Genomic DNA, 22,260 nt, shown 5'->3' with positions numbered 1-22,260 from the left:
AAAGCGAATCGAATGAACCCCATCCATCTGCGCGCCGACGGCGTCAGCGTGCTGCTCTCCTTCCGCTCGGGCGAGGCCGAGATCGTCCACTGGGGTGCCGACCTCGGCGCGCACGTGCCGGATCTCGAGCTGCTCACCGACCCCGTCCCGCATTCGGCGCTCGACGTGCCCGTGATCGCGGGCGTCGTGCCGCAGCCGTCGTCGGGATGGCTCGGACGGCCGGGCCTGCGCGGGAGCCGCATCGACGAGGACGGGCGACCGGGGCGGGACTTCTCGCCGGCTCTGCGCGTCGTCGCGGCGGAGGCGGATGGCGAGACCGCGCGGATCGTGCAGCGAGATGCGAGCGCGGGGCTGGAGGTCGCGACGCGGCTCCGCCTGCACCCGTCCGGGCTGCTCGAGGCGGCGTCCTCGGTGACGAACACGGGCGCGACCCCCTACCAGGTCGACGAGCTCGCCATCCAGCTCCCGGTGCCCGCCGATGCGGGCGAGCTGCTCGACCTCACCGGGCGCTGGTGCCGGGAGAACCACCCGCAGCGGCAGGCCATCCGCCGTGGCACGTGGGTCCGCACGGGGCGGCACGGCCGCACCGGGCACGACTCCTCGCTGCTCGTCGCGGCGGGCACGCCGGGCTTCGGCAACCGCTCGGGCGCCGTGTGGGCAGCGCACTTCGCCTGGTCGGGCGACCACGAGCAGTTCCTCGACGCGCTCGCCGACGGGCGCCAGATGATCGGCGCCGCGGAGCTGCTCGGATCGGGCGAGGTCGTGCTCGCGCCGGGAGAGGCCTACGAGACGCCCGCGCTGTACGCCGCATGGTCGGATCGCGGCCTCGACGGCGTGACGGAGCGGTTCCACCGGTGGTTCCGTGCGCGTCCGCAGCACGTCGAGGTCGACGGCGGTCGCCCGCGGCCGGTCGTGCTCAACACCTGGGAGGCGGTCTACTTCGACCACCGCATCGAGCCGCTCGTCGAGCTCGCCGCGGCGGCCGCCGAGCTCGGCGTCGAGCGCTTCGTGCTCGACGACGGATGGTTCCGCGGGCGCCGCGACGACCGTGCGGGGCTCGGCGACTGGCACGTCGACGAGGGGCTGTGGCCGGATGGCCTCACGCCGCTCATCGAGGCCGTCACGTCGCGGGGCATGGAGTTCGGGCTGTGGGTCGAGCCCGAGATGGTGAACCTCGACTCCGACGTCGCGCGGGAGCATCCCGACTGGATCGTCGGACCCGACGCGCGCTCGCACGACGAGGGCGGGCGCCTGCCCGTCGAATGGCGGCATCAGCAGGTCATCGATCTCGTGAACCCCGACGCGTGGCAGTACGTCTACGACCGCATCGACGCCCTCCTCCGCGAGAACGACATCGCGTACCTCAAGTGGGATCAGAATCGCGACCTGCGCGAGCACGGGCACGATGGGCGCCCGTCCGTGCACGCGCAGACCCTCGCGGTCTACCGCCTGTTCGCGGCGCTCAAGGAGGCCCACCCCCGTGTCGAGATCGAGTCGTGCTCGTCGGGCGGCGCGCGCATCGATCTGGGCGTCCTCGCGCACACCGACCGCGTCTGGGCGTCGGACTGCAACGACGCGCTCGAGCGCCAGACGATCCAGCGGTGGACCCAGGCGGTGCTCCCGCCCGAGCTCGTCGGCGCCCACGTCGGACCCACCCACTCCCACACGACAGGCCGCGTCCACGACATCGGGTTCCGCGTGCTCACGGCCCTCTTCGGGCACTTCGGGATCGAGTGGGACATCCGCGCGGCCTCCGAGCACGAGCGAGCGGTCCTGCGGAAGGGCATCGAGCTGTACAAGCGCTTCCGCGGCCTGATCCACTCGGGGGTCCGCGTCAACGCCGACCTCGTCGAGCCGGCGCTCGCGCTCCACGGCGTCGTCGCGCAGGACCGGGGGGAGGCGCTCTTCACGGCGGTCATGCACCGGACCCCCGTCGCCGAGATGCCCGGCCGGGTGCGACTTCCGGGGCTCGACCCCGACCGGGTCTACCGCGTCGTGCCGCTCCTGCCCACGGCGGAGGACTTCCCGCGCACGACCGAGGGCGACAGCGCGAGCCCCTTCGTGCAGCACCGGGGACCGGGATGGTTCGACGAGGGGCTCACGGCGACGGGGCGCTTCCTCGACGCCGTGGGCGTGACGCTGCCGCTCCTGCGCCCCGAGCAGGCGCTGCTCCTGCACGCCGCCGCGGAGTGAGGCGGGCGGACGAGGGGTTGTCCTCCCGGAGACGCATATGAGAGAATGTCAGGACAAAGTTCTCGACCTCTCTCAGGAGTCCGCATGCCCCTCGTCCGCATCGACCACAGCGACGCCCGCACGAATCCCGCCGAGATCGCCGGCGCCGTCCACGACGCCATCGTCTCCGTCTACGGGATCCCCGAGCGCGACCGGTTCCAGGTGATCACCTCGCGCCCCGCGTCGACGATCGTCGCGGAGGATGCCGGGCTCGGCTTCGAGCGGACCGACCCCGTCGTCATCCAGATCTTCACGCAGCGGGGTCGCTCCGTCGATCAGAAGCAGCGCCTGTACGCCGCGATCGCCGCAGCGCTCGAGCCGGTCGGCGTCGCGCCGTCCGACGTCTTCATCGGGTACGTCGAGAACGGGCCGGAGGACTGGAGCTTCGGCTTCGGCCGCGCCCAGTACCTCACGGGAGAGCTCGCCGTCCCGCAGGCGTGACCCCGCGCCCGCCGCCCGGTCCTCGCGGCTAATCTGGTACGAGGAGGTGCGGTGGGACGGAACGCCGATGCGATCGCCGAGGGTCTCGCGATCGCGCATGCCGCCGCGCGGCTCGCGGTGAAGAACAGGATCCTCGTGAGCACGATCTCGCTCGACGAGGCGTTCGACGCGTCCCATTTCCTGCCGGTCGCCCGCGAGACGATCGCGGCGCTCGCCGACGAGTCCGAGCAGGCGGCGCAGGAGATCTCGAAGGCGCGGAAGGCCGCGTGGGGGAGGCACTCGCAGTCGCGCGGCACGCACGACTACCGCGACCGCGACGTGCGCAACCTCCGCCGCCGCGCCAAGCAGTACGTCGGCGTCGCGAAGGCTCTCCGCGCGGAGCTCGAAGACGAGGCGCAGCTGCTCGCGCTCGTCGAGCAGTCCCGCGAGGCGGCATGGGGCGACATCGCGTCGACGCTCGACAATCGTCTGCGCGTCGAGGCGATGCGCCCCGACGAGGACCCGGACTACGCCTCGATGCGCGAGGCGCGCATGCAGGCGCTGCGCCTCGTCGACCTGCAGAAGCTCGCTGTCGAGACCAAGGAGCGCCGGTCGGAGGGCGCCTCCGCGGCGGTCGACTGACGCGACGCGCCCGGGCGGCGCGCCCCGATTTGTCCGGTGCGGCGAACGCGTTGTATGCTCATACGGTTGCTTCGGCAGCGGTGAATGCGCCCCTAGCTCAATGGATAGAGCATCTGACTACGGATCAGAAGGTTGGGGGTTCGAGTCCCTCGGGGCGCACCACACGAGAACGGCCCCCGCTTCGGCGGGGGCCGTTCTGCGTTCGGGCGGGATGACCGCGCGTCAAGGGCATCGCCACGGCGGGTGCGCATGCGCTAGGCAGGAGGCATGCGCGAGCGTGAGATCGTCGTGGTGACCGGAGCCTCGGGGCGGATCGGGACGGCCGTCGTGCCGCTTCTGCGTCGGGAGGGGCGCGAGCTCCGTCTCGTCGACACGGCCGAGCCGTCGGCCGCCGAGCCCGGGGAGTGGCGCGACCTCTCGATCGACGACGCGACCGGGCTGCGGGACGCGCTGTCGGATGCGCGAGCGGTCATCCACCTCGCCGGCATCGCGTCGGAGGCACCCTGGAGCGACCTCCTGCGCGTCAACGTCGACGGCACGCGCATCCTGCTCGAAGCCGCGCGAGACGCAGGCGTCGGCGCCGTGCTCCTCGCGAGCTCCGTGCACGCGGCCGGGTTCCACGTGCCGGATCGCGTCGGCGAGGCGGAGCCCCTCCTGCCGCGACCGGACACCTACTACGGGGTCACGAAGGCGGCGATGGAGGCGCTCGGGAGCCTCTTCAGCGACCGCTTCGGGATGTCGATCGTCAGCGCGCGCATCTGCACCTTCCTCGAGACGCCCGACCCGGGCAGGGCCGCGGCGTCGTGGCTCTCGCCGGGCGACGCCTCCCGCCTCTTCGAGGCAGCGATCGCGCTCGCGGATGGCCGGCATCACATCGTGTGGGGCGTCTCGCGCAACGCGCCGGGATGGTTCCCGCTCGGGGCGGGCGAGGAGATCGGCTACCGCCCGCAGGACGACGCGATGGCGGAGCTGCACCGGCTCGGCGTGTCGGTTCCCTATCCCGATCCGACCGATCCGATCGGAGGGCCCTTCACGCGCCCAGACCATCCGATCGGGACGCGATGGTGACGTGGGGGAACGCGCCGACGTTGTTCGCGTACGCCCACCGGCCGTCCACGGCGACGAGGATCCGGATGCGGCGCCCGCGCTGCCCTGCATCCTCTTCACCGTGGTCGGCGCGCTGCTCGCGACCGGCGTGAGGTGCCCATCCGCCGGATCCCCGCGGCCGTCATCGTCGGCGCGATCGGAACGGGGCTCGCATGACCGCGCGCTCGGGTTCTCCTCAGGGATGTCTTTCAGGTCAGGCTATCCTTACCTGGGCGCTCGGCGCCTGAGGACCCTTCCCCGTGACCACGGGGGCCTCGAAGCAGGAGGAGACCCTCATGGTCGTCACCCGTTCGCGCGCGCTCGCCGGCGTGCTCCTCGTGTCCGCGCTCGCGCTCGCCGGATGCGGCGCGTCGGAGGCCGTCGAGCCCGAGGAGACGGCTGCGGCCGGCGAGGGCCGCACCGCATACCCGCTCGTCATCGAGAACTGCGGCCACGAGGTCGAGATCGACGCGCCCCCGCAGCGCGTCGTGTCGCTCGACCAGAACTCGACCGAGATCCTCCTCTCGCTCGGCCTCGAGGACCGCATGGTCGGCACGGCGTCGTGGACGGATCCGGTCCTGGAGTCGCTCGCCGCCGCGAACGAGACCGTGCCGCGGCTCGCCGACAACGCGCCCACCTACGAGGTGCTCCTGGGCGCCGACCCCGACTTCGTGACCGCGTCGTTCGGGCGTCACTACACCGAGGGCGGCGTCGTGACCCGCGACCGCCTCGACGAGACCGGCGTCGCGTCGTACCTGTCGCCCACCGACTGCGATGAGGGCGAGAGCGTGAACGGCGGCGGAGCGCGCACGCAGCCCCTCACCGTCGACGCGCTGTACCAGGAGATCCGCGAGCTCGCCGAGATCTTCGACGTCGCCGAGCGCGGGGAGGCGCTCGTGGCCGATCTGCAGGAGCGGGCTGCGGCCGCGGTCGAGGGCGTCGACTTCGGGGGCCAGACCGTCGTGTTCTGGTTCGCCGACACGAAGACGCCCTACATCGCGGGCGGGCTCGGCTCCGCGTCGATGCTGGCCGACCTCACCGGCATGGAGAACGCGTTCGCCGACGAGGTCGACGACTGGCCGGCGGTCGGCTGGGAGTCGGTCGTCGACGCCGACCCCGACCTGTTCGTGCTCGGCGACCTGCAGCGCGACCGCTTCCCCGGCGACCGCCTGGACGACAAGGTCGCCTTCCTCACGGGAGACCCCCTCACGCAGACGCTCGGCGCCGTCCAGGACGAGCGGTTCATCGCGCTGCACGGCGCGGAGATGAACCCGTCCATCCGCTTCGTCGACGGCCTCGAGAAGATCCGGGCGTGGTGGGCCGCGAACCAGGACGCCCGATGACGGCGGCCGCGACGGCCGACGCGCCGACCATCGTGCGCCCCGCGCGCGGGACCTGGTCGCGCGGGCTCGTCGTCGCGGCTCTCGCGCTCGCGGGGCTCGGGCTCGTCGTGCTCTCGGTGGGCGTCGCGGTGACGCTCGGCCCCGCCGACGTCTCGCTCGTGAACGTCCGCGACATCATCCTCAACCATCTCGGTCTCGCCGAGATCCCCGTGCGCGCGTCGGAGGACGCCATCGTGTGGGAGGAGCGCCTGCCGCGCGCCCTCGTCGCGGCCGCGTGCGGCGTGGGGCTCGGGCTGAGCGGCGCGATCCTCCAGTCCCTCCTGCGCAATCCGCTGGCCGACCCGTTCGTGCTCGGCGTCTCGTCGGGGGCGTCGACGGGGGCGGTCGCGATCGGCGTGCTCGGCGTCGGCGGCGGTGCCCTCGGCCTGTCGGGCGGTGCGTTCGCGGGCGCGCTCCTCGCCTTCGGCCTCGTGCTGCTCCTCGCGCGCTTCTCGAGCGGCGGCACCTCGGGCGTGATCCTCGCGGGCGTCGCGAGCACCCAGCTCTTCTCGGCGCTCACCTCCCTCATCGTCTTCGCGTTCGCGGACTCCGATGAGACGCGCGGGGTCATGTTCTGGCTCCTCGGGTCGCTCGAGGGCATGCGGTGGGACGACGTCGCCCTGTGCGCCGCCGCGGTGCTCGTCGGGCTCGTCATCTGCCTCGGCTCGGCGCGCGCCCTCGACGCGTTCGCGTTCGGCGAGGATGTCGCCGCCTCGCTCGGCGTGCACGTCGCCCGCACGCGGGGGCTGCTGCTCGTCATGACCGCGCTGCTCACCGCGACCCTGGTGAGCGTCGCGGGCGCGATCGGGTTCGTGGGCCTCGTGCTGCCGCACGCGGCGCGCCTGCTGTTCGGGCAGCGGCACTCGCGCGTGATCCCGGCCACGGCCATCCTCGGCGCGGTCTTCATGGTGTGGGTCGACGCCGGCTCGCGCGTCGCGTTCGCGCCGACCCCGCTGCCGGTGGGCGTGGGCACGGCGATCGTGGGCGTCCCGGTGTTCGTGCTCCTGCTGCTGCGACGGAGGGGGCGCGCATGACGCTCGAGGCGGAGCGGGTCTCCTGGCGGCGCGGCGGCGCGCTCGTCGTCGACGGCGTCAGCCTGCGGCCAGAGCCCGGTCAGACGATCGGCCTGCTCGGCCCGAACGGCTCGGGCAAGTCGTCGCTCCTGCGTCTGCTGCAGGGGCTCGCCCGGCCAGACGCGGGGCGCGTCACCCTCGACGGCGCCGACCTCTCGCAGCTGCGGCGCCGGGAGGTGGCCCGCGCGATCGCGACCGTGACGCAGCACGCCGAGACCGATGCCGACATCGTCGTGCGCGATGTCGTGCGGCTCGGCCGCACGCCGCACCGCCCGCTGCTCGGCGGCGAGACGGCGCACGACGAGCGGGCGATCGCCGACGCGCTCGAGCGGGTGGGCCTCGCCGACAAGGCCGATCGGCTGTGGCACGCGCTCTCGGGCGGCGAGCGTCAGCGTGCGCACATCGCGCGGGCGCTCGCCCAGGAGCCCCGCGAGCTGCTGCTCGACGAGCCGACGAACCACCTCGACATCCGCCACCAGCTCGAGCTGCTCGCGCTCGTCGCGGCGCTCCCGGTCACCGCGATCGTCGCGCTGCACGACCTCAACCTCGCCGCGATGTTCTGCGACGCCGTGCTCGTGCTGCGCGAGGGGCGCGTCGTGGCGGCGGGCGATCCTGCCGAGGTGCTCACGCCCGAGCTCATCGCCGACGTCTACGGCGTGCGCGCCGACGTGGCGCGCGACCCGGAGACGGGCCGCGCGACGGTGCTGTTCCGGCCGGGAGCGCCCGCGCCGGTCGGCTGAGCGCTCCTGCTCGTCAGCGCGTCTCGCGGACCGCCTCGGCGGCGCGCCACTCCTCCCAGCCGGCGTCGCCGGCCATGAAGCGCTCGATCTCGTCCTGGGAGGCCTCGAGCTTCGGGTCGTGCTTGAGGTATGCGCGCGTCTCGCGGGCGACGAGTCCCGAGAGCACGAGCAGGCCGATGAGGTTCGGCAGCGCCATGAGGCCGTTCATCACGTCGGAGAACGACCAGACGACGCTGAGCTCGGTCGTGCAGCCGACGAAGACGATGAGCGAGAAGACGACGCGGAACGGCAGCACGGCACGTCGGCCGAGCAGCTTCTCGATGCAGCGCTCGCCGTAGTAGGACCAGCCGAGCACCGTCGAGAACGCGAACATGACGAGCGCGAGCGTGACGACCCAGTGCCCCCACTCGCCGGGCAGGCCGTGGGTGAACGCCTCGCCGGTCATGACCGACGGATCGATCTGGGCGCCCGCCTCGTCCGTGAACGTGTAGGCGCCGGTCGTGACGATCACGAGGCCCGTCATCGACACGACGATGATCGTGTCGATGAACGTCTGCGTCATCGACACGAGGCCCTGGCGCACCGGGTGGCTCGTCTGCGCGGCCGCCGCGGCGATCGCCGCCGACCCCATGCCGGACTCGTTCGAGAAGATGCCGCGCGCGACGCCGAACTGGATGGCGATGATGAGCACCGACCCCGCGAAGCCGCCCGCCGCCGCGCTGCCCGTGAAGGCGTCGCGGAAGATCGTCGCGAAGGCGGCGGGCACCTCGCCGATGTTGGCGATGAGGATGTAGATCGCGCCGAGCACGTAGAACACGATCATGATCGGCACGAAGCCCGCGGTCACGCGGCCGATCGACTTGATGCCGCCCACGAGCACCGCGAGCGCGATGATCGTCAGCACGACGCCGGTGACCCAGGTCGGGATCGAGAAGCTGCTCTCGAGGTTCGCCGCGACCGAGTTGCCCTGCGTCATGTTGCCGATGCCGAAGCTCGCGAAGATCGCGAAGATCGTGAACGCCAGTGCGAGCACCTTGCCGACCGGCCCGCGGATTCCCCGCTCGAGATACTGCTGCGGGCCGCCGTTGCGCTCGCCGGCCGCATCCGTCGTTCGGAAGCGCACGCCGAGGAACGCCTCGGTGTACTTCGACGCCATGCCCAGCAGGCCCGTGATCCACATCCAGAACAGGGCGCCGGGGCCGCCGATCGCGATGGCCGTCGCGACGCCGACGATGTTGCCCGTGCCGACCGTGGCGGCGAGCGCGGTCGTGAGCGCCTGGAACTGCGAGATGTCGCCTTCCGCGCCGGCGTCCTTGCGGCGCCAGAGGCCGAGGCGGAGGGCGGGGCCCAGGCGGAGGAACTGGATGCCGCCGAGCCGGATGGTGAGGTAGAGCCCGGTCCCGAGGAGGAGCGGGATGAGCAGCCACGGGCCCCAGATGATGGCGCCGAGCTGATCGAGGAACGCCTGGATCGTGTCGAGCATTCGTGTGCCTTCCTGCCATGCGCGCCTCGTCGCGCGCTCTCCGTCGGAGGCGCGGGTGGCGCTCCTCCGCGTGATTCTAGGAGGAGAGCGCTCCCGCCCAGGCGAGGAACGCCTGCTGCGTGTCGGCGCCGAAGGAGTGCGGGCGATCGGCCCACGCCGTGTGCAGGGCGTGCTCGGCGCCCGCTCGGCGGTAGTGCGCGCGCAGACGCGCCTCGGCGTCGAGCATGCCGCGCAGGGGGAAGAGCGCGTCGCGGCGGGCGAAGCCGACGAACAGCGGACGCGGTGCGCGTGCGGCCGCGATGTCGGGCCATTCCCCGACCCGGGCCATCCCCGGGTTCATGAGCATCCACGTGTGGCGCTGGATGTACCCGTCGAGCATCGCATCGAAGGTCGCCATCATCGCGACGACCGCCGTCGCGCGCACGACCCGTTCGTCGAGCGCGCCGGCCAGGGCCGCGCGGGCGCCGCCGCCCGACAGTCCCACGAGGACGACGCCGCCGGGGCGCACGTCCGCCCGGGCCGCGAGCACGCGCGCGGCGATGAGGTCGTCGCGCGCGACGAGGCCGCCCCACGACGTCCCGAGGACGCCCAGCGTCTTGGCGACGGCGTCCTCGTTCGGGCTGGCGTGCAGGTCGTAGCGCGCGGCATCGTCGAGCGCGCCGCCCCGTGCGGCGATCGCGTCGGCGGCTGCCCGCAGGGTGCGCTCGGGCATGTCCTCCCGGCGCATCCGGCGGCTGCCCCAGCCGAACGCGTCGTGCGCGAGCACGGCGAAGCCGGCGCGGGCGAACGCGTTGGCCACGGCGACGCCGTCGTACGCCTCGGCGCGGAACGCCGCCACCCGCGGCTCGTCCACGGGGCCGTCGGCGATCTTCTCCTTCCCGTGGAACTTCATCCCGCCGTGGCAGTGCAGCGCCACGATGCCCGGGAGCGGCGCGCGCTCGCCGGCCGGGCGCAGGAGCCAGGCGCGGGTGTCGGGTCCGAACCCCGTGCTCCAGCGCAGGGCCAGGCCGTCGACGCCGTCGCGCGTCCAGGTGCCCTCCTCGACGACGGGGGTCGTGTCGGGCACGGGCGGCACGCCGAGCGCCGCCGCGAGGCGGGCGGGGACGGCGCCGAGATCCACCTCCTCGGGCCGCGCGGTGAAGGGCCGGCCGAGGAGCGCATCGAGCCCCTCGAGCCCCCGGAGATCGCGGCGGGTCATGTTCGTCCTTCCCCTGGTGTCGTGCAGCACCCTACGATGGATTGAGAGTAACCGGTTTCTCAGACGGGATCCCATGACAGAGCCGACCAGCGCCGCGCGGTACCGCAACCCGATCATCGACGCCGACGTCCCCGACCCCGATGCCATCCGCGTCGGCGACGTCTACTACCTCGTCGCCTCGAGCTTCAACCGCGCGCCGGGGCTGCCCGTGCTCGCCTCGACCGACCTCGTCAACTGGGAGATCGTCTCGCACGCGGTCGCCGGGAACACCCCGCAGGCCTGGTTCGCGCAGCCGCGGCATGGCGCCGGCGTCTGGGCGCCGTCCATCCGCCATCACGACGGCCTCTTCCACATCGTCTACCCGGATCCGGATCAGGGCGTCTTCGTGGTGAGCGCCGCCGACGCGCGCGGGCCCTGGAGCGCGCCGCGGCTGCTCCTGCCCGGGCTCGGCGTGATCGACCCGTGCCCCCTGTGGGACGACGACGGCGCGACGTACCTCGTGCACGGGTGGGCGCGCAGCCGCGCGGGCCGCAAGAACGTCCTCAGCATCGTGCCGGTCGACGCGGCCCTCACGGCCGTCGTCGGGCCGTCGCGCGACGTCGTCGACGGCGACGCGATCGACGGATGCGTCACGCTCGAGGGTCCGAAGCTCTACAAGCGCGACGGGTGGTACTGGATCCTCGCCCCCGCGGGCGGCGTCGCGACCGGATGGCAGTACGCGTTCCGCGCGCGCGGCCCGTACGGGCCGTACGAGGAGCGCGTCGTGCTCGCGCAGGGCGACACCCCCGTGAACGGGCCGCATCAGGGCGCGTGGGTCGAGACGGCCGATGGCGCGCACTGGTTCCTCCACTTCCAGGACCGCGGGGTCTTCGGCCGCGTCCTGCATCTCCAGCCGATGCACTGGGGCGACGACGGATGGCCCGTGCTCGGCGACCAGGGGCGCCCGGTCCTCGAGCACGCGTCGCCCCAGGGAGCGCCCCAGGGTCCGCGCACGCTCGCGCGCGGCGACGGCTTCCCCGACGGGCTCCCTGGCGCGCAGTGGGCGTGGCAGGCGAATCCCGACGGCGGATGGCTCCTCCCGGAACCGGGATGCCTGCGGATCGTCGCGGGGGTCGACGCGGGGAACCTGCGCACGCTGCCGCGCGTGATCGGGCAGCCGCTGCCGGGCGTCCCGTCCACGATGGCGGTCTCCCTCTCGCTCGAGGGCCCGGCCGGCACGCGCGCGGGCGCCGGGGTGCTCGGCCTCGACTACCTCTGGGCCGGGCTCCGCCGCACGGCCGAGGGCGATCGGCTCGTCGTCGCGACGCGGCATCGCGACGAGCCGGGGGAGACCGTGCGGCATGACGAGGCGGCGCCCGCGGGCTCCGTGCGGCTCGCGCTGTCGTGCGACGCCGACGGCGAGATCGCGGTGGCGGTGCGCGAGCCCGGCGGTGACCGCGCGCTCCCCGTGCGCTTCCGCGCGGCGGAGGGGCAGTGGATCGGCGCCGAGTACGTGCTGTTCGCGGCGACCGGGGCGGCCCAGCACGCCACGGCGCGCTTCGCAGACGTCGAGATCGACGTGCGAGACGGGAGAAGATGAGCCATGGCGACGAAGCGCACCCGACGGCACCCCGTCCGGCAGACGACGATCTCCGACATCGCGGAGCTCGCGGGAGTCTCCAAGGCCACCGTGTCCCGCGTGATGAACGGCGTCCCCACGGTCGCCGAGGACATCGCCGAGCGCGTCCGCGCGGCGATCGACGAGCTCGGATACACGCCCAGCCAGACCGCGCGGTCGCTCTCGCTCGGGGTCAGCCGCACGATCGGCGTGCTCGTGCCCGATCTGTCGAACCCCATGTTCCACCAGGTCCTCCACGGGGTGCACCGTGCGGCCGCGGCCGACGGGTACCGCGTGCTCGTCGCCGACACCCTCGAGGACGAGGCCGGCGAGGCCGCATCGGCCATCGACATCCGCAACCGCACCGACGCCGTCGTCCTCATCGCGCCGCGCATGACACGACCCGAGCTGCTCGACCTGCTCCCGCGCGTGCAGCCGGTCGCGGTCGTGAACCGCACGACGGGGCGCAACGCGGCGGTCGCGCAGGTGGACTACGCGACCGGGATCCAGACCCTCGCGCAGCACCTCGTCGACCTCGGGCACGAGCGGATCGCGTTCCTCTCCGGCCCCGAGGCGTCGCGATCGAACCACGAGCGCCTGCGCGGGCTCATCGCCTTCCGCGAGGCGCACCCCGACATCGAGATCCGGGAGCTCGCGTGCGGGTCGGGCTTCGAGGACGGCTACCGCGCGTGGGACGCCGTGCGCAGCAGCGGCGCGACCGCCGTGCTCGCCTTCAACGACATCGTCGCCCTCGGTCTCCTCGGCCGTCTCGACGAGGAGGGCGTTCGCGTGCCGGACGACCTCTCCGTGACGGGCTTCGACGACATCCCCTTCTCGCGGTACTCCGCGCCGCCGCTCACGACGATGACGGTCGACCTGCCCGGGGTGGGGGCGGCCGTGTGGCGCGAGCTGCACGACGAGATCGGCGGGGGGCTGCGCCGCGACCCCGTCGTGTTCACGCCGGCTCTGACCGTGCGCGCGAGCACGGGGCCCCGGCCATGATCGCCCTGCACGCGGGCGACGCGGCGGTCGCGCGGTACCGGGAGGGGCTCGACGTCGCTCCGCGCCTGTCGCCGCGCCCGTATCTCGAGGCCGTCACGCTCGGCGGCGAGGCCGTGACCGCGGTCGGGCCGGCCGACCACCTTCACCACCTGGGGGTGAGCCTCGCGATCCCCGACGTCTCGCGCGCCTCGTTCTGGGGCGGTCGCACGTTCGTCGCCGGGCGGGGCTCGACGATGCTCGACAACCACGGCGTCCAGCGCGTGCTCGCGCGGGATGCCGACGGCGACGGCGTCGAGGAGGAGCTCGCGTGGGCGGGCCCGGATGGCGCGGTGCTGCTCTCCGAGCGGCGCGCGCTGCGCATCGCCCCCGACCGCGACGGATGGCGGATGTCGTGGCGGTCGACCCTGACTGCGGGCGCCGGCGGAGCCGAGTTCGGCAGCCCGCACACGAACGGACGCGACGGCGCGTTCTACGGCGGGATCTTCTGGCGCACGCCCTTCGCCCGCGCGCACGCCGTGTGCGCCGACGGCGAGGGCACGGACATCGCGCACGGGTCCCGCTCGCCGTGGCTCGCGATCGTCGGCGACCGCGCGACCGTCGTCGCCGCGACGGACAGCGGGCTGCCGTGGTTCGTCCGCACCGGCGGGTACGTGGGATTCGGGCCGGCCGTCGCGACCGTGCGACGGCGCGTGCTCGCGCCATCCGAGACGCTCGAGCTCGACCTCTCCGCGGTCGTCCTCGACGGGCCGGTCGCCGCCGACGACGCGGCGCGCATCGCGGAGCGGATCCGCACGGAGGTGAGGGCATGACCGTCGAGACGCCGCGCCTCGGGATCGTCGGAATCCACGGCCACGGGGCATCGCACGTCCGCCGCGCGCTCGCGCTCGAGGAGCGCGGCGTCGCGCGCCTCGTCGCGGTCGCCGACCCGACGCCGCCCGCGCCGGGGGCGCTGCCCGCGCACGTCGTCCACGACGACGATGCGGAGGGCATGCTCGCGCGGGGCATCGTCGACGTCGCGATCATCTCGACGCCCATCCACACCCACGCCGCGATCGCGGCGGCCGCGCTCGATGCCGGGTGCGACGTGCTGCTCGAGAAGCCGCCGACCGCGACCTTCGACGAGTTCCACGCGCTCGCGGCCCACGCCGCGGCGCGGGGCGCGCGGGTGCAGGTCGGGTTCCAGAGCCTCGGGTCGGAGGCCGTGCCGTACGTGCGCGGCCTGGTCGCCGACGGCGCGATCGGCGAGGTGCTGCGCTACGGCGCGACGGGAGCGTGGGTGCGCGACGACCGCTACTACGCGCGGGCGGCGTGGGCGGGGCGGCGCCGCATGGGCGGCGTGGTCGTCGCCGACGGGGCGCTCACCAACCCGCTCGCGCACGCGTCGGCGACGGCGCTCGCTCTCGCCGGCATGCAGCGCGCGGACGACGTCGACGGCATCGCGCTCGACCTCTTCCACGCGAACGACATCGAGGCCGACGACACCTCGGTCGCGCGGTTCGCCCTGCGCGACGGGCGGACGCTCACGACGGCCGTCACGCTGTGCGCCGCGCAGCGCGAGGAGCCCTGGGTGGAGGTCGTGGGAGCGCAGGGCACCGTGCGCCTGTACTACACGCTCGACGTCGTGCAGCTCGTCCGCGGCGACGGGCGTCCGCCCGTCACGCGCGCGTTCGGCCGCGAGCCGCTCCTCGAGAACCTGCTCGACGCCCGCGCGGGCCGCGCGCCGCTCGCCGTGCCCCTCGCGGAGACGGGCGCGTTCATGCGCCTCGTCGACGCCGTGATGGCCGCTCCCGAGCCGCGCGCGATCCCCGCCGAGCACTGGATCGAGGCCGTCGACGATGCCGGCCGTCATCGCGTCGTCCGGGGCGTGGAGGCCGCGCTGCACGACGCCCTGCGCACGCAGCGGACGTTCACCGAGCTCGGCGCGCCCTTCATTTGTTGACAGCCCCGCTATATGGCACGATGGCTCCTGAATGGAGAGGAGACGCCATGACCTCGACGCTGCGGGTGGCACTCATCGGACACGCCTTCATGGGCCGTGCACACGCTCACGCCTGGAGGACCGCACCGCGGTTCTTCGACCTCCCGGCCCGACCCGAGCTGGCGGTCGTCGTCGGCCGCTCTGCCGAGCGCGCGGAGAGCGCCGCGCACGAGCTCGGAGCCGCGGAGTGGTCGGACGACTGGCGCGCCGTCATCGCGCGCGATGACATCGACATCGTCGACGTCTGCGCGCCGGGCGACGTGCACGCCGAGGTGTCGATCGCGGCGCTCGCCGCAGGCAAGCACGTGCTGTGCGAGAAGCCGCTCGCCCGCACGCTGCCGGAGGCCGAGCGGATGGCCGAGGCCGCGCGCACCGCGCCCGCGGGCACGCGCGCGATGTGCGGCTTCAGCTACCGCCGCACACCCGCGCTCGCCTACGCGAAGCGCCTCGTCGCGGACGGCCGCCTCGGCACCATCCGCCACGTGCGCGCGCAGTACCTCCAGGACTGGCTGACCGACGCCGACGCGCCCCTCACGTGGCGCCTCGACAAGGAGGTCGCGGGGTCCGGAACGCTGGGCGACATCGGAGCGCACATCATCGACACCGCGCAGTGGCTCCTCGACGAGCCGCTCGAGGCGGTCTCCGCGCAGCTGCGCACGTTCGTCGCCGAGCGCCCGGTGCTCTCGGAGCAACGCGGTCTCGGCGGACGCGCGGCGGCCGACGCCGAGCGCGGCCCGGTGACGGTCGATGACGCCGTCGCGTTCACCGCGTCGTTCGCGAGCGGAGCCCTCGGCGTGTTCGAGGCCACGCGCTTCGCGCTCGGGCACCGCAACGCGAACCGCATCGAGATCAACGGCGACCGCGGATCCATCGCCTTCGACTTCGAGCGGATGAACGAGCTCGAGTTCTACGACGCGGCCGACGCCGACGGCGAGCAGGGCTTCCGCCGCATCCTCGTGACCGAGCCGACCCATCCGTACGTCGACGCGTGGTGGCCCGCCGGCCACGGCCTCGGCTACGAGCACCTCTTCACGCACCAGGTCGTCGACCTCGTCACCGCCATCGCCGAGGAGCGCGACCCGTCGCCGAGCTTCGACGAGGCGCTCAGCGTGCAGCGCGTCCTCGACGCGGTCGAGCGCAGCGCAGCGGCCGACGCCGTCCTCACGCAGGTCGGGGGAGGCGCGTGACCCGGGCACTCGTCGTCCGCGGCGGATGGGACGGGCACAAGCCCGTCGAGTCGACGGACCTCTTCCTCCCCTTCCTCGAGGAGCGCGGCTACGACGTCCGCGTCGAGGAGTCGACCGCGGTCTACGCCGACGCCGATGCGATGGCGCAGACCGACCTCATCCTGCAGAGCGTCACGATGTCGACGATCGAGCCCGAGGAGCTCAAGGGGCTCATCGCCGCGGTGCGCGCGGGCACGGGCCTCGCCGGATGGCACGGCGGGATCGCGGACTCGTTCCGCAACAGCTCGGACTACCTGCAGCTCGTCGGCGGCCAGTTCGCGACCCACCCGAGCAAGGAGCCCGGCGAGCTCGTCGGCGACGCGAGCGACAACTACCTGCCGTACACGGTCGAGATCACCGAGCTCGGCCGCACGCACCCGATCACCGCGGGAATCGACGACTTCGCGCTCGAGACCGAGCAGTACTGGGTGCTGCACGACGACCTGAACGACGTGCTCGCGACCACGACGCACCCCGTGCGCCCGTGGCATCCGTGGCACCGGCCGATCACGTCGCCCGCGGTCTGGACGCGGCAGTGGGGCGAGGGGCGGATCTTCGTCGCCACGCCCGGCCACAGCCCGGACGTCCTGCAGGACGAGAACGTCCGCACGATCATCGAGAGGGGCCTGGTGTGGGCGACGCGCACGGCGTAGGCATCGTCGGACTCGGCAACATCTCGCGGCAGTACCTCGACGCGCTCGCGGGCCATCCCGAGATCCGCATCGTCGCGGTCGCCGACCTGTCGGAGGAGCGCGCGGCCGCGGTCGCCGCGGAGACCGGCGCGGAGGCGGTTCCGGCTGCCGAGCTCGTGCGGCACCCCGCGGTGCAGACGGTGCTCAACCTGACGATCCCGGCCGCGCACGCCGAGATCGCGCACGCCGCGATCGAGGCCGGCCGCGCCGTGTACGGCGAGAAGCCGCTCGCGGTCTCGGTCGACGAGGGGCGGGGGATCGTCGAGGCCGGCGCGCGCTCCGGCGTCGCGGTCGGCTCCGCACCCGACACGGTGCTCGGCACGGGTGTGCAGACGGCCCGCCGCGCGGTCGACGACGGCCTCATCGGGCGACCCGTCGCGGCGTCGGCGACGATGATCACGGCCGGCCACGAGCGCTGGCACCCGAACCCCGACTTCTACTACCAGCCGGGCGGCGGCCCGATGCTCGACATGGGCCCCTACTACGTCTCGGCGCTCGTGACGCTGCTGGGGCCGGTGGTCGCGGTGAGCGGTGCGGCATCGCGCCTCCGCTCCGAGCGCGTGATCGGATCCGGTCCGCGCGCGGGCGAGACCATCCCGGTCGACGTCGACACGCACGTGACGGGCATCCTCGAGCACGCGAACGGCGCGATCTCGACGATCGTGACGAGCTTCGACGGCACGACGACGACCGCGTCGCCGATCGAGGTGCACGGCACCGACGGCACGCTCCTCGTGCCCGACCCCAACCGGTTCGACGGCGACGTCGTGCTGCACCGGCCGGGCGCCGAGCCCGAGACGCTCGCCGTCTCGGGCGGCTACGACGGGGCAGGACGCGGCGTCGGCCTCGTCGACTTCGTGCGGACCGCCCCCGGGGTCGAGCCGCGCGCGGGCGGCGCGATGGCGCTCCACGTGCTCGACATCATGACCGGCATCCTGCGCGCGGCCGAGCAGGGCGGGCGCGTCGAGCTCACCACGACCACCGCGCGCCCCGAGGCCGTTCCCTTCACCGCGCGGGAGGACTGGCACAGCTGATCCGCAGGGTCAAGCTCCCGGGACTCGCGCGCGGCGTCCGGCAGGATGGTGACGACGCGTTCGCGACGACAGGGGGAGCACGATGTTCAGACGACGCACGCCTCAGGCGCCGGCGCCCGCGCCGGTCGTGACCGACGGCCGCACGCCGCGCCGGCTGTGGTCCGACGGGTTCGGCACGCTCGCGACGCGCGCGGTGCAGATCATCGCGGTGGTCATCCTCGCCGCGGGTCTCGTCTACGCGTCGCAGACGCTGTCGGTCGTCGTCATCCCCGTGCTCCTCGCGCTGATCTTCGCGTGCGCGTTCGAGCCCCTCATGGGGTGGTTGCGGCCGCGCCTCGGGCCGTCGTTCTCGACGGCGATCGTGCTCCTCGCGATCGTGCTCATCATCGGCGGACTCGGATGGGCGATGGTCTCGGCCGTGCGCAGTCAGTGGAGCGAGCTGTACGCGCAGGCGCAGGAGGGCTTCCTCCAGGTGGTCGCGTGGGTCAACACGCTGCCGTTCGCGCCCGACCAAGCGCAGATCGACGAGTGGATCGCGTCGGTGACCGACTTCTTCACGAGCGCGCAGTTCGGCTCTGGCGCGGTCGCCGGGGTCGGCGCCGTCGCGAACTTCGTGACGGGCTTCGTGCTCATGGTCGTCGTGCTGTTCTTCTTCCTCAAGGACGGCCCGCAGATCTGGTCCTTCCTCACGCGGCCTTTCGAGGGCGAGTGGTACGCGCGCGTGCAGCGCGCGGGAGCCAAGTCGGTGGACACGTTCGGCGCCTACGTGCGCGGAACGGCGGCCGTCGCCGCGGTGGACGCGATCGGCATCGGCATCGGGCTGTTCGTGCTCGGCGTGCCGCTCGCCTTCCCGCTGACGATCCTCGTGTTCCTCCTCGCGTTCATCCCCATCGTCGGCGCGACGGTCGCGGGCATCCTCGCCTCGCTCGTGGCGCTCGTGGCGAACGGTCCGATCGTCGCGATCATCGTCATCGCGATCGTCGTCGTCGTGAACCAGCTCGAGGGCAACCTGCTGCAGCCCATCCTCATGGGGCGGGCGCTCAAGCTGCACTCCCTCGTCGTCCTGATCGCACTGGCCATCGGAACCGTGCTGGGCGGCATCCTCGGCGCGATCCTCGCCGCGCCGTTCGCCGCCGTGGTGTGGGGCATCGTGCAGGTCTGGGACGGACCGGCCACGCCCGCGCGCTGGGCGCGGCGGAAGGACCGGAGGGTCGGCGCGCGGGCGTGAGCGCGCTCAGCGCGCCGTCGCGGCGTCGATGAGCACCTCGGCCGCAGCGCGCGCCTGAGCCGCGACCTGCGGGTCGCCCGAGATGGCGGCCGTGCTCTGCGCGCCCTCCGCGAGGATCGAGAGCTGCGCCGCGAGGGCGGCGGGGGCTCCCGACGCCGCCACGAGCGCCGCCATGTGCTCCTGGAACGACGCCTTGTGCTCGCGGACGATGCGGGCGACCTCGGGATGCGTTCCGCCGAGCTCGCCGAAGGCGTTGATGAACGCGCAGCCCCGGAAGTCCCCCGTGCAGAACCAGTCCTCGAGATAGCGGTAGACCGCGAGCAGGCGCTCGCGCGGATCGTCGCCGGCGGCGGCGATCGCCCCGTCGAGCGCCGACTCCCACTGGCGATGCCGACGGTCGAGCACGGCCGCGACGATGTCGTTCTTGGCGGGGAAGAGCGCGTACAGGCGCCGCAGCGACACGCCGGCCGCCGAGCGCAGCTCGTCCATGCCGACAGCCGCGTATCCCTTGCGGTAGTAGAGCTCCTCGGCCGCGGCGAGGATGCGCTCGCGTGCTTCTTCCTCGGTCATGCGCCCAGTCTACTTGACACGAGAACGATCGTTCTCTAGCGTGGACCTCACCAGCGAGAACGACCGTTCTCGGGGATCGAGAGGAAGAGATCATGGGCTACATCACCGTCGGCGACGAGAACAGCACCCCGGTCGAGCTGTACTACGAGGACCACGGGTCCGGGCAGCCGGTCGTGCTCATCCACGGCTACCCCCTGAACGGGCACAGCTGGGAGCGGCAGACGCGCGAGCTTCTCGCGCAGGGCTATCGCGTCATCACCTACGACCGCCGAGGGTTCGGTCAGTCGTCGAAGGTCGGGGCGGGCTACGACTACGACACCTTCGCCGCCGACCTGAACACGGTGCTCGAGACGCTCGACCTGCGCGACGTCGTGCTCGTGGGCTTCTCGATGGGCACGGGCGAGCTCGCGCGCTACGTGGCCCGCTACGGGCACGAGCGCGTCGCGAAGCTCGCGTTCCTCGCGTCGCTCGAGCCGTTCCTCGTCGCCCGCGACGACAACCCCGAGGGTGTTCCGCAGGACGTGTTCGACGGGATTGCGGCCGCCGCGAAGGGCGACCGCTTCGCGTGGTTCACGCAGTTCTACCGCGACTTCTACAACCTCGACGAGAACCTCGGATCCCGGATCAGCCAGGAGGCCGTGACCGCCAGCTGGAACGTCGCGATCGGCAGCGCTCCGGTCGCGGCCTACGCGGTCGTGCCCGCGTGGATCGAGGACTTCCGCGGCGACGTCGAGGCCGTCCGCGCCGCCGGCAAGCCGACGCTCATCCTGCACGGCACGAAGGATCAGATCCTCCCGATCGACGCGACCGCCCGCCGGTTCCACGAGGCCGTCCCCGAGGCGGACTACGTCGAGGTCGAGGGCGCTCCGCACGGTCTGCTCTGGACGCACGCCGACGAGGTCAACGCGGCGCTCAAGGACTTCCTCGCGAAGTAGCCCGCGCGCGACGACGGCCCGCCCCGATCGGGGCGGGCCGTCGTCGCGTGCGGTGCCGTCGTCTCGCGCGGTGCCTCAGCCGCCGAGGGCCGCGGTCACGACCGCGCGCGCCTCCTCCTGCACCCGGCGGAGGTGCTCCTCGCCCTTGAGCGACTCGGCGTAGAGCTTGTAGACGTCCTCGGTGCCCGACGGGCGGGCGGCGAACCACGCGTGCTCCGTCTGCACCTTGAGGCCGCCGATCGCCGCGTCGTTGCCGGGAGCGTGCGAGAGCTTGGCCGTGATCGGCTCGCCCGCGAGCTCGGACGCCGAGACGTCGTCGGGGGAGAGCGCCTTGAGGGCGGACTTCTGCTCGGGGGTGGCCGGGGCGTCGACGCGCTGGTAGGCCGACGAGCCGTACTCGGCCTCGAGTTCGGCGTAGCGCTGCGAGGGCGTCTTGCCCGTGACGGCGAGGATCTCAGCCGCGAGCAGGCACAGGAGGATGCCGTCCTTGTCGGTCGTCCAGACCGAGCCGTCCATGCGGAGGAACGACGCGCCCGCGGACTCCTCGCCGCCGAACGCGACCGAGCCGTCGAGGAGGCCCGGGACGAACCACTTGAAGCCGACGGGCACCTCGAGCAGGCGACGCCCGAGCGCCGCGGTCACCTTGTCGATCATCATCGACGAGACGAGCGTCTTGCCGACGGCCGCGTCCGACGACCATCCGGGACGATGCGAGAACAGGTAGTCGATCGCGACGGCGAGGTAGTGGTTGGGGTTCATGAGCCCCGCGTCGGGCGTGACGATGCCGTGCCGGTCGGCATCGGCGTCGTTGCCCGTGAGGATGTCGTACTCGTCTCGACGTGCGACGAGCGAGGCCATGGCCGACGGCGACGACGGATCCATCCGGATCTTCTCGTCCCAGTCGAGCGTCATGAACTTCCAGGTCGGGTCGACGTCGGGGTTCACGACGGTGAGGTCGAGGCCGTGCATCTCGGCGATGAGCGCCCAGTACTCGACGGACGCGCCGCCGAGCGGGTCCGCGCCGATGCGGACGCCGGCCTTGCGGATGGCCTCGACGTCGATGATCGTCGAGAGGTCGCGCACGTACGCCTCGCGGAAGTCGTACTGGCCGAGCGAGTCGAGGTCGATGTCGGCGTGCTTGACGCGCTTGACGGCGTCGAGGCCGCTCGCGATGAGCGCGTTCGCCCGGTCGGCGATCCAGCCGGTCGCATCGGTGTCGGCGGGGCCGCCGTGCGGCGGGTTGTACTTGAAGCCGCCGTCGGCCGGCGGGTTGTGGCTCGGCGTCACGACGATGCCGTCGGCGCGGCCCGGGTCGTCGGCGGCGCGGCCGCGGTTGTACGCGAGGATGGCGTGGCTCAGCGCGGGGGTCGGCACCCACGAGTCGCGCGCGTCGACGCGCACGTCGACGCCGTTCGCGACGAGCACCTCGATCGCGCTCCGCTCGGCGGGCAGCGACAGGCCGTGGGTGTCGCGCCCGAGGAAGAGCGGGCCGGCGATGCTCTGCTCGTTGCGGTAGTCGACGATCGCCTGGGTCGTCGCGAGGATGTGGTTCTCGTTGAAGCTCGTCGAGAGGCTCGAGCCGCGATGGCCGCTCGTGCCGAACGCGACCTGCTGCGCGGGGATCGAGGGATCGGGTGCGCGGTCGTAGTAGGCGGAGATCAGCTCATCGACGTCGATGAGGTCGGATGCTTCAGCGGGGAGTCCGGCACGGCTCGTCATAGGGCAAGTCTGCCCCGTCGAGG

20 protein-coding genes and 1 tRNA gene are annotated in these 22,260 nt (G+C 73.0%); 17 read left to right on the top strand and 4 right to left on the bottom strand.

Annotation, left to right across the window (positions count from 1 at the left end; translation table 11 throughout):
* Positions 1-12: 12 nt before the first annotated feature.
* The 8 genes from GC092_RS13500 (at position 13) to GC092_RS13465 (ending at position 7,575) form a co-directional block, all read left to right on the top strand.
* Complete coding sequence (locus GC092_RS13500; protein ID WP_324012554.1) at positions 13-2,193, top strand: alpha-galactosidase; 2,181 nt, start codon at positions 13-15, stop codon at positions 2,191-2,193.
* Positions 2,194-2,277: 84 nt separating this feature from the next.
* Positions 2,278-2,673 (top strand): tautomerase family protein, encoded by a 396-nt coding sequence (locus tag GC092_RS13495; RefSeq protein WP_324012553.1) that lies wholly within the window; start codon positions 2,278-2,280, stop codon positions 2,671-2,673.
* Positions 2,674-2,724: 51 nt separating this feature from the next.
* Complete coding sequence (locus GC092_RS13490; protein ID WP_324012551.1) at positions 2,725-3,294, top strand: asparagine synthase; 570 nt, start codon at positions 2,725-2,727, stop codon at positions 3,292-3,294.
* 86 nt (positions 3,295-3,380) lie between these two features.
* Positions 3,381-3,456: transfer RNA gene (locus tag GC092_RS13485), tRNA-Arg, on the top strand.
* Positions 3,457-3,561: 105 nt separating this feature from the next.
* Positions 3,562-4,362, top strand: a complete 801-nt coding sequence (locus tag GC092_RS13480) for an NAD-dependent epimerase/dehydratase family protein (RefSeq protein WP_324012550.1) — start codon at positions 3,562-3,564, stop codon at positions 4,360-4,362.
* A 278-nt stretch (positions 4,363-4,640) separates the two neighbouring features.
* Entirely contained in the window at positions 4,641-5,723 is a 1,083-nt protein-coding gene (locus GC092_RS13475; RefSeq protein ID WP_416383276.1) for an ABC transporter substrate-binding protein, read from the top strand.
* Positions 5,720-6,796, top strand: coding sequence for a FecCD family ABC transporter permease (locus GC092_RS13470; protein WP_324012548.1), 1,077 nt, complete (start codon positions 5,720-5,722; stop codon positions 6,794-6,796). The genes GC092_RS13475 and GC092_RS13470 overlap by 4 nt, the downstream gene beginning before the upstream one ends.
* Positions 6,793-7,575 (top strand): ABC transporter ATP-binding protein, encoded by a 783-nt coding sequence (locus GC092_RS13465; protein ID WP_324012546.1) that lies wholly within the window; start codon positions 6,793-6,795, stop codon positions 7,573-7,575. The genes GC092_RS13470 and GC092_RS13465 overlap by 4 nt, the downstream gene beginning before the upstream one ends.
* A 13-nt stretch (positions 7,576-7,588) precedes the next feature.
* Here the strand turns inward: GC092_RS13465 and GC092_RS13460 are convergent, their stop codons facing one another.
* A complete protein-coding gene (locus GC092_RS13460) occupies positions 7,589-9,058 on the bottom strand; it encodes an alanine/glycine:cation symporter family protein (RefSeq protein ID WP_282979040.1) in 1,470 nt (489 codons plus the stop codon).
* Positions 9,059-9,134: 76 nt separating this feature from the next.
* Positions 9,135-10,256: an alpha/beta hydrolase family protein gene (locus GC092_RS13455; protein ID WP_324012544.1), complete on the bottom strand. Its 1,122-nt coding sequence runs from the start codon at positions 10,254-10,256 to the stop codon at positions 9,135-9,137.
* A 73-nt stretch (positions 10,257-10,329) separates the two neighbouring features.
* On the opposite strand from GC092_RS13455, the gene GC092_RS13450 reads away from it, so the two are divergent.
* From GC092_RS13450 to GC092_RS13415, 8 genes are all read left to right on the top strand, one after another.
* On the top strand, positions 10,330-11,835 hold the full coding sequence (locus GC092_RS13450) for a glycoside hydrolase family 43 protein (RefSeq protein ID WP_324012542.1): 1,506 nt from the start codon (positions 10,330-10,332) through the stop codon (positions 11,833-11,835).
* 3 nt (positions 11,836-11,838) lie between these two features.
* A complete protein-coding gene (locus GC092_RS13445; RefSeq protein ID WP_324012540.1) occupies positions 11,839-12,855 on the top strand; it encodes a LacI family DNA-binding transcriptional regulator in 1,017 nt (338 codons plus the stop codon).
* On the top strand, positions 12,852-13,664 hold the full coding sequence (locus tag GC092_RS13440) for a DUF6807 domain-containing protein (RefSeq protein WP_271173178.1): 813 nt from the start codon (positions 12,852-12,854) through the stop codon (positions 13,662-13,664). The genes GC092_RS13445 and GC092_RS13440 overlap by 4 nt, the downstream gene beginning before the upstream one ends.
* Complete coding sequence (locus GC092_RS13435; protein WP_324012536.1) at positions 13,661-14,794, top strand: Gfo/Idh/MocA family protein; 1,134 nt, start codon at positions 13,661-13,663, stop codon at positions 14,792-14,794. The genes GC092_RS13440 and GC092_RS13435 overlap by 4 nt, the downstream gene beginning before the upstream one ends.
* A 47-nt stretch (positions 14,795-14,841) precedes the next feature.
* Entirely contained in the window at positions 14,842-16,020 is a 1,179-nt protein-coding gene (locus GC092_RS13430; protein WP_324012535.1) for a Gfo/Idh/MocA family protein, read from the top strand.
* The gene (locus tag GC092_RS13425) at positions 16,017-16,712 is read left to right on the top strand and encodes a ThuA domain-containing protein (RefSeq protein WP_324012532.1); all 696 of its coding nucleotides are present in this window, start codon (positions 16,017-16,019) and stop codon (positions 16,710-16,712) included. The genes GC092_RS13430 and GC092_RS13425 overlap by 4 nt, the downstream gene beginning before the upstream one ends.
* A complete protein-coding gene (locus GC092_RS13420; protein ID WP_271173174.1) occupies positions 16,691-17,785 on the top strand; it encodes a Gfo/Idh/MocA family protein in 1,095 nt (364 codons plus the stop codon). Before GC092_RS13425 ends, GC092_RS13420 begins: the two co-directional genes overlap by 22 nt.
* An 82-nt stretch (positions 17,786-17,867) precedes the next feature.
* Positions 17,868-19,013: an AI-2E family transporter gene (locus GC092_RS13415; protein ID WP_324012529.1), complete on the top strand. Its 1,146-nt coding sequence runs from the start codon at positions 17,868-17,870 to the stop codon at positions 19,011-19,013.
* A gap of 6 nt (positions 19,014-19,019) precedes the next feature.
* On the opposite strand, the gene GC092_RS13410 is transcribed toward GC092_RS13415, so the two are convergent.
* A complete protein-coding gene (locus GC092_RS13410; RefSeq protein ID WP_271173172.1) occupies positions 19,020-19,583 on the bottom strand; it encodes a TetR/AcrR family transcriptional regulator in 564 nt (187 codons plus the stop codon).
* Between the two features lie 92 nt (positions 19,584-19,675).
* On the opposite strand from GC092_RS13410, the gene GC092_RS13405 reads away from it, so the two are divergent.
* Positions 19,676-20,518 (top strand): alpha/beta fold hydrolase, encoded by an 843-nt coding sequence (locus tag GC092_RS13405; RefSeq protein WP_282979027.1) that lies wholly within the window; start codon positions 19,676-19,678, stop codon positions 20,516-20,518.
* 75 nt (positions 20,519-20,593) lie between these two features.
* On the opposite strand, the gene pgm is transcribed toward GC092_RS13405, so the two are convergent.
* Positions 20,594-22,237: a phosphoglucomutase (alpha-D-glucose-1,6-bisphosphate-dependent) gene (gene pgm, locus GC092_RS13400; RefSeq protein WP_324012527.1), complete on the bottom strand. Its 1,644-nt coding sequence runs from the start codon at positions 22,235-22,237 to the stop codon at positions 20,594-20,596.
* Positions 22,238-22,260: the final 23 nt, after the last annotated feature.

It is taken from the genome of Microbacterium sp. JZ37 (assembly GCF_035188445.1).
Lineage (GTDB): Bacteria > Actinomycetota > Actinomycetes > Actinomycetales > Microbacteriaceae > Microbacterium > Microbacterium barkeri.
The sequence above is the reverse complement of the archived record's forward strand: the minus strand, read 5'-3'. Positions and strand labels throughout refer to the sequence as shown.

Excerpts from the sequence above, each read along its gene's own strand:
- GC092_RS13500 (WP_324012554.1), top strand. The coding sequence starts at position 13 with ATGAACCCCATCCATCTGCGCGCCGACGGCGTCAGCGTGCTGCTCTCC.
- GC092_RS13495 (WP_324012553.1), top strand. The coding sequence starts at position 2,278 with ATGCCCCTCGTCCGCATCGACCACAGCGACGCCCGCACGAATCCCGCC.
- GC092_RS13480 (WP_324012550.1), top strand. The coding sequence starts at position 3,562 with ATGCGCGAGCGTGAGATCGTCGTGGTGACCGGAGCCTCGGGGCGGATC.
- GC092_RS13470 (WP_324012548.1), top strand. The coding sequence starts at position 5,720 with ATGACGGCGGCCGCGACGGCCGACGCGCCGACCATCGTGCGCCCCGCG.
- GC092_RS13465 (WP_324012546.1), top strand. The coding sequence starts at position 6,793 with ATGACGCTCGAGGCGGAGCGGGTCTCCTGGCGGCGCGGCGGCGCGCTC.
- GC092_RS13460 (WP_282979040.1), bottom strand. The coding sequence starts at position 9,058 with ATGCTCGACACGATCCAGGCGTTCCTCGATCAGCTCGGCGCCATCATC.
- GC092_RS13455 (WP_324012544.1), bottom strand. The coding sequence starts at position 10,256 with ATGACCCGCCGCGATCTCCGGGGGCTCGAGGGGCTCGATGCGCTCCTC.
- GC092_RS13450 (WP_324012542.1), top strand. The coding sequence starts at position 10,330 with ATGACAGAGCCGACCAGCGCCGCGCGGTACCGCAACCCGATCATCGAC.
- GC092_RS13445 (WP_324012540.1), top strand. The coding sequence starts at position 11,839 with ATGGCGACGAAGCGCACCCGACGGCACCCCGTCCGGCAGACGACGATC.
- GC092_RS13440 (WP_271173178.1), top strand. The coding sequence starts at position 12,852 with ATGATCGCCCTGCACGCGGGCGACGCGGCGGTCGCGCGGTACCGGGAG.
- GC092_RS13435 (WP_324012536.1), top strand. The coding sequence starts at position 13,661 with ATGACCGTCGAGACGCCGCGCCTCGGGATCGTCGGAATCCACGGCCAC.
- GC092_RS13430 (WP_324012535.1), top strand. The coding sequence starts at position 14,842 with ATGACCTCGACGCTGCGGGTGGCACTCATCGGACACGCCTTCATGGGC.
- GC092_RS13415 (WP_324012529.1), top strand. The coding sequence starts at position 17,868 with ATGTTCAGACGACGCACGCCTCAGGCGCCGGCGCCCGCGCCGGTCGTG.
- GC092_RS13410 (WP_271173172.1), bottom strand. The coding sequence starts at position 19,583 with ATGACCGAGGAAGAAGCACGCGAGCGCATCCTCGCCGCGGCCGAGGAG.
- GC092_RS13405 (WP_282979027.1), top strand. The coding sequence starts at position 19,676 with ATGGGCTACATCACCGTCGGCGACGAGAACAGCACCCCGGTCGAGCTG.
- pgm (WP_324012527.1), bottom strand. The coding sequence starts at position 22,237 with ATGACGAGCCGTGCCGGACTCCCCGCTGAAGCATCCGACCTCATCGAC.